This is a genomic window from Jeotgalibacillus proteolyticus (assembly GCF_002926065.1).
GTDB lineage: Bacteria > Bacillota > Bacilli > Bacillales > Jeotgalibacillaceae > Jeotgalibacillus > Jeotgalibacillus proteolyticus.
Map to the genome: position 1 here is coordinate 270,232 of NZ_PREZ01000005.1, position 12,677 is coordinate 282,908.

Here is a 12,677-nt window from a genome sequence, read left to right on the forward strand (position 1 = left end):
ACACAAGTGGATCTCAAGCTCCCGCTTCCTCCCATTGGAGTCGTCCCCTTCCACTTCAATCAACTCCGGAAATATTATTTGTCTCTTCAAATTTTACTCTATGTGAAATCCGTTTAAATGCATTAAAAGCATCAGTTCTAGTTGGTCTTCCGAAAGCAATGACACTTGCTACAGTGTATCATTTATATGAAATTATATCATTTAAACTAAGGTTCCCCATGAAAAACCACTCTTCCAATGGAAAGAGTGGTTTTTCGAATAATTATTCTTTGGACTGCTTTATTTTTTCTTTTTCTTTCAATGCAGAGGATAGTCTGATGACGGTATCGCCAGGTTCGAGAGAGAACTCTGAGTCAGTGGCGATTGGGTCAAATCGCCCTGAGGCTTTTAATAAGCCTACGAGGATGTCCTCTTCATTAATTTCATTCATAAATTCCTTTGCTGAAAACTGCTTTGTCAGGAGGGTTTTTCTGAAAACCTGTCCTGCATCTACCCTTTGGATCAGGGCTTGGAGAGGTGTTTCATTGTTAAACAATATTCTTCCGCCGACTGAGTGGGTTAATCCTTCCAAATCGGCATCCCGCGCTATATCAGGCGCTGTTTGATAAAGGTGCTTGATTCCAAAGGTTGGCGTAAAGCTTGAACACACTAATGAGTTATAAGCGTCGCTTTCTGACGCCATAATAATTGATTCGTATGGTGTCATATCGAGCTGATATTCCGTTTGCTCTGACAGCACCTCCCCGTGGAAGGTAGGCAGTCCGCTTTGTCTTGCTGCAGCCACTTTTCTCCATGAAGAATCCACAAGCACAGCCGGAACCTTCATCTCTGTCAGTGTTGCTACTAAAGCATTTGTAAAGGAATTTCCTCCTACAACAATGACACCGGGCCCCTGGTCATTAGCAAGCTTTAAACGTCTGGCAGCCCAGCCAATGGAAAAGCCGTGGGCACATACAGTCGCAAAAACCAATGCAAAGGTAAGTGCAGTCAATAATTGTGCATCTTCAAATCCGGTATCCGTTAACACACTTGCAAAATAGCCCGATACCGTCAGTGCCACAATTCCTCTTGGCGCAATCCATCCGACAAGCGCTTTTTCCTGAAGCGATAAATCTGTCCCGATCGTCGATAGCCATATAGAGAGCGGTCGAACGACAAATAGCATTAAAAGTACATACCCAATGATCGCAGGGTTCAAAATCTCATAAAATGTTTCAATGTGCAGGGACGCTGTTAACATGATAAATATTGTGGAAATTAAAAGCACAGAAATATTTTCTTTAAAATGCCTCATATTTCCTATGGATGCAATATGCATATTGGCCATAGTGATCCCCATCGCTGTAACTGACAATAGACCTGTCTCATGCATTACTTCATCAGCAAGAGTAAAGCAAAGCAATACAACTGAAAAAAGCACAGGCGATTTTAAATATTCCGGGATATACCCCTTCTCAAACATCCAGCCCATGCCTCTCCCGCAGCCCCAGCCAAGCAAAGTGGCAAAGCCGGCTGCCGCGAAGAAAATAAGCAGGCTTCCAAGCGACACTGTCTCATCCATAAAGAAAAGAATAATTTGAAAAGCAAATAACGCCAGCAAAACTCCTATAGGATCAACAATAATTCCTTCCCATTTTAAAATTTTCGATGGACGGGGCTTTAATTTCGCCTGCCTGAGCAGCGGCAGGATAACGGTAGGTCCCGTTACAATAAATAAGCCTCCAATAACAAACGCAACAGGAAGAGATAAACCTGCTACATAATGAGCAGCAAGTGAGCCCAAGATCCATGCGATAAACGCACCAACGGTCACAATTCTGGTAACAGGCTTGCCAAGATCACGGATTTCCCGAAAATCCAGCTGAAGGCTTCCTTCAAATAAAATAATCGCAACAGCCATAGAAATAATTGGTCCATATAAATCGCCGAACTCCTGCGATGGATCAATGATCCCTAAAACCGGCCCAACAATAATGCCAGCCACTGACATCACCACAATAGCCGGGAGCTTAATTCTCCAGGAAAGCCATTGAGATAAAACTCCTAAAAAAACAACCAGCATAATTGTAAATAAAAGTGAATCAAAAATTGCAAACACCTGCCTTCAGCATTAAAAAACTATCCCTTACTTTCAGCCCTATTTAAGGATTTGAAGGAATAAGTCCTCTTGACTTATGATTTTACTCCATCGCTTCTGTTTTTGTTCTCTCTACCTGCTCAATTGCCCCTGATTTGTGAATCTCTACTTTTTGAACTGGTGGAGTGAGTGCTTTTTCGACCATGGCTAGTGCTACCTGCTCGGCCCGGATGGCTTTGTAGGATTTTAAAGGTCCCACAAGCATCCACCCTGCAAATGACATTACCTTAGCGCCAAGAGTTTCGCCAAAACGAAATTCTTCTCTGTCTCCAATAAGAAGTGAGGGCCTGAAGATCTGAAGACGTGTTAGGCCAAGCCCCTTTAGCTGCTCCTCCATTAACCCTTTAATTTTATTGTAAAAAAATCGTGAAGAGGGACTTGCTCCCATTGCTGAAATAACGAGAAATTGCTGCGCGTTATTCTTTTTTGCCAGGACGGCCAGCTGTAACGGATAATCTAAATCCACCATACGAAAAGCTTCCTTAGATTTAGCCTTTTTTATTGTGGTGCCAAGACAACAGTAGATATCATCAGCCAGACCGATATGCACTCCCTCCAAATAGTTAAAATCGATTACTTTGTTTGTAAGCTTCGGGTGCTCGAGCTTCAATTCGCTTCTTGTAATCGCAATGATCTCGCTGTACTCTTCCCGTCGGCAAAGCTCTTTTACAACTTCTTTCCCGACTAATCCTGTTGCTCCAGCCACCAGTGCTGTTCTTTTTTTCATATTCTTCCCTCCCGCTCTATAGGATTTATCTTATCTATCGGTTTAATTCCCCTTAAATCAATCTTTCTAACAGCAAAAAGACGCCGGACAAATTCGTTCCGGCGTCTTTTGTTTATTGATCAATTAATTTAACACTTACTTTAACATCCAGTGTGTGCTTACCGCCTCTGTAGACTCCCTGAAGAGGGCTTACGTCTGCGTAGTCACGTCCTGCTCCAACGCGTATATGGTTTTCGAGCGCTTCTACATTATTGGTCGGATCAAGACCGACCCATCCAATACCCGGAACCATTACCTCCACCCATGCGTGTGTGGCGGAATCACCGACCAGGGCTGAATTTTCTCCTACATACAGATACCCGCTAATGTATCTCGCAGGAATCCCTTTAGCTCTGAGGACACCAATCATCACATGAGCGTAATCCTGGCAAACGCCTTTTTTACCCTCGATGGACTCACTGGCTTTCGTGTTAACGTCTGTGGCTTCCCCATTGTATTCAAACATATTATGAACATATTTCATTAAATCCAGTGAAAATCGGACCGGATTTTCTGTGTCGCCGATTTCCTGAAGAATGCGGTCTACCTGATGCTGCTCCACAAATGTATAGGCAGTTTGATTTAATGACGCAAGATAATGCCGTTTAAATAAATCAGAATGAAAGATCGTCTGCATCTCAGGTGAATAGTCTATTCTTTCAATGAAAGGACTCTTTTGAATGCTGACTGTTGAAGTTGTTTTTACTTCAAGCGACTGGTGAAAATCTGCGATGAAAAATGATTCAACACTATTTCCCCATAAATCTATATATTCCTTTGTTAACGAGGCAGGTGTAATATCAGACCGATAATGTAATAGACGCTGACACTCGTCTGTTCTAGGTTTTAAACGTATTTCATTCATGCTTTGATCCACTACCGTTTCGTAGTGAAACGTATTTGTATGCTCAATTTCGTATTTCATTCCGTTGTCACTTCCTCGCTGATTTACATGCTTTTCATGCAGTATATTTGCCCGGTTCTTTCAAGGTACACTGGCGGGCTCGATTAAATAATAGGTTTGTGAAAAAATCAGACTAATGTCATTACATCGATCCTGGAAGTTATCGAGGAATGAACTGAATTCATGTACTTGCAGGCTATTGATATGCTCTTCATTAAATTCCTCCATCAGCAGATCGAGAGCAGCATACATCCTCCAGGAGTAGTGGGAGACGCGCGCCCCTTCAAGGGCAATGATCGCTTCACGCACATGATCCATGCAGTACTGGATGGACCTCGGAAATGCCTCATCAGATAGCAGGAAGGTTAAAACATCCTTTTCATTCATTCTTGGAGGATATTTTTTCAGATACTCGTCATAGCCATTTAACAGCTGTAGCGCTGAACGCCAATAGTAATAATTGGTGCCGTCTGCACGCTCGGCATCCTTCTCTGATTTTTCGCTTAAAACATTCAGGATTCTTGCCGTTTTTTCTGCTCTTTCAAGCCACTTGGCTATTTTAATAAATCGGTAGGGCACCCCCCGGGACATGGAGGATTCGATAACGCCCTGAGAGGTGAGGGAAGCAATCTTTACCTGTTTTAAAAAGGAATGAACTTCGTTTATTGAGCCTTCGGGAATAAACATCCGGCTGCTCTCGAGGTATAGATCATTCCACACTTCAAATAAATCATTTGGAATAATGTCTCTTGTAGTACGCGCATTTTCCCGGGCAAATTTAATGCAGTTTAAAACTGAGCTTAAATTATCCTCGGAAAAAGCAAGATAATCGATGATATTTGTGACCGTAAATCTGTCATATAATTGATTAAACTCCTGCAGTGAGCCGCAAATTTCTATGACAGTCTCCCAATCGTGGTTGGCAAGCGATTCCTCTGACGAAGCTTCAAGCATTTGAATCAGCTGAACGCCAAGCACTCTAGCATTGTTTTCGGCCCGTTCAATATTGCGTGACATCCAATACAGTGAATCTGCTACTCTGCTAAGCATTTACCCCTCGCCTCCTTTTAGCACCCATGTGTCTTTCCCTCCGCCGCCCTGGGAGGAGTTAACGACCAGTGAGCCTTTTTTAAGCGCTACCCTGGAAAGTCCTCCGGGAAGGACATTTGTTTTCTCCCCTCTCATGACGAACACGCGCAGGTCGACATGGCAGGGATAAAAATCACCATCCTGAAAAACAGGCGCACGGGAAAGCTGGATCGTAGGCTGAGCAATATACTGGTTTGGATCCTCCAGGATTTTTGATTTGAACGCTGCAATTTCATGCTCTGAAGCATGGGGACCGATCAGCATATCATATCCTCCGGAAGCCCCGACATTTTTCACGACCAGCTCGTCCAGGCGTTCAAGCGCCCAGTTCCGCTGCTCTTCGTTTCTCATAAAATAGGTATCTACATTTGGAATAATAGGCTCTTCATCAAGGTAATAGCGGATCATTTCCGGTACATAAGCATACATGGCCTTGTCGTCAGCAACACCATTGCCGATCCCGTTTAAAATCGCGACATTTCCTTTTCTGTAAGCCTCAAGCAGCCCCTCTACCCCGAGCGCTGAGTCGGGCTTGAAGGCTTTTGGGTCCAGATAGTCATCATCAATTCTTCTATAAATGATATCTACCCTCTGCAGACCTCTGATTGTTTTCATATAAACAATGCCGTTCCGCACCTTAAGATCGCGCCCCTCTACCAGCTCGATCCCCATCTGCTGGGCTAAAAACACATGATCATAATAAGCGGAATTAAACATTCCCGGTGTCAGCAGCACGGCTCTTGCCTTTTTGCTGCAATGTTTAGGAACATGGGACAGCACTGCCTCCTGCATATTGGAAAGCTGTTCTTCAAGTGAATGAATGCTGTGGCGATTAAAAAACTCCGGGTACACCTGCCTCATAACATACCGGTTCTGATACACATAAGACATACCCGAAGGATTTCGAAGGTTATCCTCCAATACTCTATAGGTTCCCTCCTGATCCTTAATTAAATCTATTCCTGCAAGAAAAATATGGTTATTTAAAGGAATTTTTACTCCTCCAACCTGATCTCTAAAATAATTCGGGTTTTGTTCCACTAGTTCCCTCGGAATAACACCATCGTTAAGAATATGCTGCTCGTTATAAATGTCCTCTAAAAATAAGTTTAAAGCTTCCGCACGCTGAATCATTCCTTTTTCAATTGTGTCCCATGTGGCGGGAGGCATGATGATTGGAATGAAATCAAACGGCATTGTACGCTCAGTGCCAATATTATCATTGTAAACGGTGAAGGTAATTCCCTGTCGAAGAAAACTAAGCTGAGCGGTTTCATGCTTTTCTCTTAATTCCTCAGAAGAAAATTGATTAATCATGTTATGAAATTCCCTATAATGATCTCGTACAGACCCATCCTGCTCCATCATTTCATCGTAAAATTTCGGTGATTGATACGTTTTAAACATTCGTTGGGACCCCTCCTCTTTTCCTGGTTAATTAAGGCTCTATAACGTTCATTCGACAATTTCCCTACATAAACCTCTAAATTTTCTGAAAATTAATTATTACTGTATACCCTTGCACTTTGAAAAATATGTATAATTTTCAGCTCATTTTTGCAATAAATTTAAAATCCCGGTAAAATTATAAAATCAAATCAGGATGAGGAGGTTCTCTTTATGGATTCTAAAGCAGCAGAAGAACGGATCAGTGAGTTAAAAATGGAGTATATCCGCGCGCAGGATGACCTGGAGAAGCTGGAGTCTGTCGGAGTTGATCCATCATCAGCCCAAAAGAGGCTTTCAAGGATTGAAAATGAGCTATCGGAACTGAGGAATAGCCAGGATGAATAACGCACGGTGCCGCTAAGCATGCGGCGCCTTTTTTAATGAAAACGCTTTAATAAATAGTTCACGGAGCCCTGTGATATAATCTAAAAATATTTTTATTGATTACAGTGGAAGCACGGGGAAGTAATGTAAACACTTCATTTTTAGTAGAATTGCATCGTAACTTTTAAATTCCGAAGCACCAAACTAGCTACATTGGTATTGATTGAAGTGGAAGGGGACGACTCCTGCGGGATGAAGCGGGAGCTTGAGATCCACTTGCTGAAAGCAAGTTAGCTCAAGCCCCGCCCCGCGGAAAGCGTTCCCCTGAAACGGAAATCAATTCGACCATTAAGAAAACAAAGACTGAGTTAATAGGTTGATAAGTCAGCTACCATTTTAATATTAAGGCAGGTGAATTTTATGACAATTCCATTTCAAGAGCCGGTTTTAGTTTTTGGGCTGGCGGTTATTATTTTTTTAATTTCTCCCATCCTTATGAATAAACTCCGGATCCCGGGGATTATCGGGCCGATTATTGCAGGTGTAATCGTTGGACCGAATGGCTTTGGGCTGCTTGAGAGAGGAGAAACGATTCAGCTGTTGGGGACCGTCGGCCTTTTATTTATCATTTTTATTGCAGGCCTTGAGTTAGATATAGACGGCTTTAAAAAATACCGGACAAGAAGTATTTCCTTTGGTCTGCTGTCATTTTTTATCCCACTGATTATCGGAACGTCTGTTGCCGTCTATTTGGACTTCAGCTGGGCTGCTGCTATATTGCTCGGCTCAATTGTCGGGTCCCACACCCTGCTTGCCTACCCGATCGCATCGAGGCTTGGAATTGCCAAAAACAAAGCCGTCACGACAGCAATTGGCGGAACACTCATCACTGACACATTCGCTATGCTGATTCTCGCAGCTGTAGCAGGCTTTGCGTCCGGAGATGCCAGCTTCGCCTTTTGGGTCCGCCTCATCGTTTCTACACTGATTTTTGCTCTTATCGTATTAGTAGGGGCTCCATATCTTGCAAACTGGTTTTTCCGCAATTCCAACAGTGAAGGCCAGCTGGAATTTAATTTTGTCCTTACCATTTTATTTGTTGCCGGGAGCCTTGCATTATTTGCAGGACTGGAGCCGATTATTGGAGCGTTTTTATCTGGGCTCGCTTTAAACCGGTATATTTATGATCATGGACCTTTAATGAACAGAATCCGGTTTACAGGCAATGCGCTTTTTATTCCGTTCTTTTTACTTTCTGTCGGAATGCTGATGGATTTAACGGTTCTTTTCTCAAACCCTGATGCCTGGCTGATCATGGGCTGCATTATCGGTGCAGTCTTAATTGGAAAAAGTGCTGCCAGCCTGATCACAAGCAGGCTTTATCATTACACACCGGATGAAAATAAAGTCATTATCGGACTGACCATTCCACAGGCTGCTGCAACACTTGCAGCTACGCTTGTCGGCTTTGAGCTTGGTCTTCTCGACCAGGCAATTGTAAATGCTGTGATTGTAATGATTTTACTCACCTGTATTTTCGGTCCTTATTTAACGGAAAAATTCGGCCGCCGTTTAGCAGTGGCAGAAGCGGTAGATGCAGGCGGTGAAGATGACCGTCCTGAACGGATACTGATTCCAATTGCTAATCCGTCCACCACCACTACCCTCTTGGATCTTGGCTTTGTGGTGAGAAGTGCAAAGCAATCCAGCGAACCGCTTTACCCATTGACGGTTGTGCAAAAGGACGTTAAATATGTGGAAGGAAAAGTAGCAATGGCCGAAAAAATGCTGACGCAGGCTATTGCGTATTCTTCAGGTGCTAATGTTCCTGCCCGATCTCTTATAAAGGTCGACAGGAATATTGGCAGGGGGATTGAACGCGCAGTTGCGGAGGAACGTATTACAACCATTATCGCCGGCTGGAATGGAGACAGACCGGCAAAGGCCGTACTTTTTGGAGGTATTATAGATAATTTTCTTGACCATACAAACGAACGGGCAATGATTGTGAAGCTTGGCCACCCTTTAAATACAACAGAGCGGATTATTTTAATCCTGCCTAAAGGCTCTTACTATAAGCCAGGTATTCATGATGCGATCCGCATTATTAAAGGAATGGCTTCTCAGTTAAATTGTATGGTTGAATGCTTAATCATTAAGGATTCTGTTGAACGGTATGACAAATTATTTAAGTCTATTAAACCGAGTGTTACGACCTTCCTCCATCGTCTAGAATCCTGGGACGAGATGTACAAGCAGCCTGTCAGTTCACTTCGGAAAAATGATTTGGTTGTTTTGATGAGTGCACGTAAAGGGACCATTGCATGGCACCCCGAACTTGAACGGGTGCCCGGTAAGCTTGCAAAAGCCAACCCGGAAAGCTTTATTATTTTCTACCCTACAGAAATTGGGGAAACGGACTTGAGAGGTGCACGCGGAACAGATGTACCAAAAGAAGTAATGTTCAGGCGCGATTACGACTGACGATTTTTATGCAGTGCTTAATGAATTTGATTCATTACAGCACTGCTTTTTTACGTTTTAATTCAGTGTTTCGTGGTATTATTTAAAAAGATTGCAAATATTTACATAGTTTACTATAGGAGGCTAAAAAATGTCTGATTATTGGGATACTTATACAGGCTATATTGAAGACAAGCTGGCTTCGGTCGTTTTAGATATGGAAATCAGTGAAGAAGTAGATCCGGAGCACTTCCCGTACGCTTTTGCAGTAAGTGTGCCAATAAAATTGCCGAATGAGAACGGCTTCCCCTCCGAAACGGAAAATGAAAAGATGAATGGAATAGAAGAAGCGTTTACTGAGCATATCCAGACAAAAAAGATTCTCTGTGCAGGACGAATTACTTCCGATGGCTCCCGGGATATTATTTTGTATTCAAGCTTAAAAGAAGTTGAATTGATTAATAAAGCCTGCATTCAATTTTTCCAATCTGCAGGCTATGAGTATGAAATCACAGAGATTGAAGAAGAAGAGCCCTGGGCATTTTATTTTACATTCCTTTATCCTGACCCCTACCAGCTGCAGCATATGGGGAACTGGCAGATTGTCGAGATGCTTGAGGAATCAGGGGACAGTCTTGATGACCCGCGCCATGTTGATCACTGGATTTATTTTGAAGACAAAAAAATGATGAAACGCTTTAGTAAAGCCATAAAAAAAGAAGGCTTTGAAGTTGAAGAGGAAGCTCTGGAAGAGGAAGAAAATGTGCGGTACAGGCTGCAGATTTCCAGAACTGATTTAGTGGACATTGATTCAATTAATGAGATAACCGATTTTTTAGTGGAGACAGCCGAAAAGTTTGAAGGAGATTACGATGGCTGGGAAACTATGGTTATTGAACAGAAGTAGCACATTTAAAAAGCGATCGTTTTATGAAGCTGTCAGCCAGCCATAAACGATCGCTTTTTTTATGTGGATTAATGAAATTATTCCTTTAAAGAGTGCTCAGCAACGATTTCCACTTTAATCCGATCAGGGTCCTCCCCGTATAACGCGTAGTGATCCCGTCCTCCTGCAAAAGGATACCGATCTTCATAAAGCAGCCTCATTCCCCTGCTTCTCATCTGATCAGCTAAATTATCAACCTGTTCTATGGATTTTGCCCAAAAAGCGAGATGGTTTAAGCCGATTCTTTTCCGGTGATAGCCGGCTTCTACGTATTTTTCTTCGGTCTGAACAAAAACAATATAAGCTTTTTCCTTTTTAAAGCTTACTCCCTGCTCCCATTCCTGGAATTTTTCATACCCAAGCTCAGAAAGCAGCCACCCCCAATAGTCCTTTGACTTAGCTAAGTCAGCAACATATAGTTCAACATGATGAATCATCCTATTCCCCCTTCATCCATTGACCTTGGCCTCACGCAGCCTGGCCTGGGCAGGTGTTTTTTGAAATAGCTGCTTGCGGTCTCTCCACACAAAATAAAGTGAAAGCAGAAAAGCCATCAGATCAGCCAGTGGAAACGCAAGCCACACACCCATCAGTCCAAAGTAGGACGGAAGAATGAGCACGAGCGGGATAAGAAACAGCAGCTGTCTTGACATGGAAAGGATAAAAGAAATTTTTGCTTTTCCAAGCGCCTGATAAAGTCCTCCAGTGACCATCTGAAATCCGATGATCGGCGCGACAAGGAAAATCCAGCGCATCGCTTCCTCCCCTCCGTCTATTACAACAGGATCTGTAGAAAACACACTCATCATTGCACCAGGGAAAATCATCGTAACCGTCCACACAAATGTGGCGATTCCGCTTGAAACGAGGATCCCGATCTTTAAGGTATCACTAACACGGTGGTAAAGCTGAGCTCCATAGTTGTAGCCAATAATCGGCTGCATACCCTGTACTATGCCAAACATCGGCATAATGGCAAACATCATGATTCGGTTAATAATCCCGAAAATCGCAACTGCTGTATCTCCTCCATGAACGACAAGCATCCAGTTAACGGCCACAAACATCAGGCTTCCCGCTACCTGACGCACAAAGGTTGCTGAGCCTATTCCGATAATTTCTTTCACAACTTTCATATCAGGAAGAAGACCGATCCATCTAAAGGAAAGAGAGCTTTTTCCTGTTTTAAAGTAAAGGAGAATCCAAACGGCTCCAACTGCCTGGGAAATAACAGTTGCAATCGCTGCTCCGCTGACCCCCATATCGAGTACAAATATAAAGATCGGATCTAAGATAATATTTAACCCAGCAGAAACGATCATTGTCAGCATCGCTACCTTCGCGTTGCCTTCTGAGCGGACGATATTGTTACTCGACATCGCAAACGCCTGAAATAAAGATCCATAAAGAATAATGGATAAGTAATCCATCGCATAAGGCAGCACATCCTCCGTTGCACCAAACACAACCAAAATCGGCTCTAAAAATGTAAGAGCAATCGTCACCATGATGATGCTTAACAAACCTACAAGCCACACAACATGGCCAAAGACTTCATTGGCTTCTTTCAGCTTCCCGGCTCCAAGCCTTCTTGAAATAATAGAGGATCCGCCAATCCCGATAGCAGCCGCAAAAGCGGTAATGATCAGCTGAAGCGGAAAAGCAATGGAAAGAGCAGCAACGGCAAGTGTGCCTACTCCTCTTGCAATATAAAAAGTGTCTGCAATATTATAAAAGGCCATAACAAACATTCCGATAAAGGCCGGGACAGAAAACTTGACCATTAATTTTGATATTTTTTCAGTGCCCATCTGTGTACTTTGCTGTTTCAACCTGACGTCACCCCTCTTTCTTTTGGATCTGCTTCACAGCATTATCCGCCATCCGACGGAGCAGATTTAATGCCAATTCTTTTTCTTCCTCAGTAAAATCCTTTGTTAAGGCTGTGGTCCATTCTTCTAGAATGGACCGGATCAATGGCTCCATTTCAAAGGCTTTTTCTGTCAGACTCACTATTTGTGATCTGCGGTCTGTTGGGTGAGGCCGTCGGGTTACATATCCTTCATCCTCAAGCTTTCTTACCGCCCTGGCCGTTGTCGTTTTATCCATTTTAAGAACAGTGGCGATCTGCTCCTGTGTCTGATCATTTTGTTCAAATAAAGCCATCAAAAATTTAACCTGTCCCCTGCCCAAGCCGAACTGGTCAAAGGTTTTACTCAAGTGCATATACCCATAGCGGTGAACAGTTGAGACCATTCTACCTACTGATTTGTTCCCATGATTTTTTGTCATTGTTGTCCTCAGTTCTATCGAATTATCATCCTTAGTTGATTATATAGAGAAGTAGTTGCAGATGCAACTATCCAACTTCCGAAATAGTTTTATCTTTACAAGATCCATAGATTGGCTTATGATGAACGTGACAAATCAACTGCATATGAAAGTCGATACACTAGGGGTGCTCGAAAGGGCTGTGATGAGAACAATTGCGTTCCGATCCCTCATTACCCGATCCAGGTAATACTGGCGTGGGGAAGTGTGGTGACTCATCACTCATTTAAACGAACTTCTTACTTTTTGATGATGACGAAGCTGCATT

The 12,677-nt window shown here is 43.0% G+C and carries 11 protein-coding genes and 1 riboswitch; of the genes, 3 read left to right on the forward strand and 8 right to left on the reverse strand.

Annotated features, from left to right (window positions below):
* Positions 1-262 precede the first annotated feature (262 nt).
* The 5 genes from C4B60_RS14450 to C4B60_RS14465 form a co-directional block, all read right to left on the reverse strand.
* Positions 263-2,098, reverse strand: a complete 1,836-nt coding sequence (locus C4B60_RS14450) for a cation:proton antiporter (protein WP_425331167.1) — start codon at positions 2,096-2,098, stop codon at positions 263-265.
* Between the two features lie 82 nt (positions 2,099-2,180).
* The gene (locus C4B60_RS14455) at positions 2,181-2,864 is read right to left on the reverse strand and encodes an NAD(P)H-binding protein (RefSeq protein WP_104058731.1); all 684 of its coding nucleotides are present in this window, start codon (positions 2,862-2,864) and stop codon (positions 2,181-2,183) included.
* 112 nt (positions 2,865-2,976) lie between these two features.
* Positions 2,977-3,828, reverse strand: coding sequence for a transglutaminase family protein (locus C4B60_RS21730; protein WP_245153989.1), 852 nt, complete (start codon positions 3,826-3,828; stop codon positions 2,977-2,979).
* 60 nt (positions 3,829-3,888) lie between these two features.
* The gene (locus C4B60_RS21735) at positions 3,889-4,857 is read right to left on the reverse strand and encodes an alpha-E domain-containing protein (RefSeq protein WP_245153991.1); all 969 of its coding nucleotides are present in this window, start codon (positions 4,855-4,857) and stop codon (positions 3,889-3,891) included.
* Positions 4,858-6,303 (reverse strand): circularly permuted type 2 ATP-grasp protein, encoded by a 1,446-nt coding sequence (locus C4B60_RS14465; protein WP_104058732.1) that lies wholly within the window; start codon positions 6,301-6,303, stop codon positions 4,858-4,860.
* A 213-nt stretch (positions 6,304-6,516) separates the two neighbouring features.
* On the opposite strand from C4B60_RS14465, the gene C4B60_RS21515 reads away from it, so the two are divergent.
* From C4B60_RS21515 to C4B60_RS14475, 3 genes are all read left to right on the forward strand, one after another.
* Complete coding sequence (locus C4B60_RS21515) at positions 6,517-6,690, forward strand: SE1832 family protein (RefSeq protein ID WP_167578675.1); 174 nt, start codon at positions 6,517-6,519, stop codon at positions 6,688-6,690.
* Between the two features lie 399 nt (positions 6,691-7,089).
* Complete coding sequence (locus C4B60_RS14470) at positions 7,090-9,153, forward strand: cation:proton antiporter (RefSeq protein WP_104058733.1); 2,064 nt, start codon at positions 7,090-7,092, stop codon at positions 9,151-9,153.
* A 130-nt stretch (positions 9,154-9,283) separates the two neighbouring features.
* Positions 9,284-10,039 (forward strand): DUF695 domain-containing protein, encoded by a 756-nt coding sequence (locus C4B60_RS14475; RefSeq protein WP_104058734.1) that lies wholly within the window; start codon positions 9,284-9,286, stop codon positions 10,037-10,039.
* 77 nt (positions 10,040-10,116) lie between these two features.
* Here the strand turns inward: C4B60_RS14475 and C4B60_RS14480 are convergent, their stop codons facing one another.
* The 3 genes from C4B60_RS14480 to C4B60_RS14490 are packed head-to-tail and all read right to left on the reverse strand — an operon-like array spanning position 10,117 to position 12,370.
* The gene (locus C4B60_RS14480; RefSeq protein ID WP_104058735.1) at positions 10,117-10,515 is read right to left on the reverse strand and encodes a VOC family protein; all 399 of its coding nucleotides are present in this window, start codon (positions 10,513-10,515) and stop codon (positions 10,117-10,119) included.
* Positions 10,516-10,527: 12 nt separating this feature from the next.
* Positions 10,528-11,910, reverse strand: coding sequence for an MATE family efflux transporter (locus tag C4B60_RS14485; protein ID WP_167578676.1), 1,383 nt, complete (start codon positions 11,908-11,910; stop codon positions 10,528-10,530).
* A gap of 7 nt (positions 11,911-11,917) precedes the next feature.
* On the reverse strand, positions 11,918-12,370 hold the full coding sequence (locus tag C4B60_RS14490; protein WP_104058736.1) for a MarR family winged helix-turn-helix transcriptional regulator: 453 nt from the start codon (positions 12,368-12,370) through the stop codon (positions 11,918-11,920).
* 152 nt (positions 12,371-12,522) lie between these two features.
* Positions 12,523-12,630, forward strand: a riboswitch (TPP riboswitch).
* Positions 12,631-12,677: the final 47 nt, after the last annotated feature.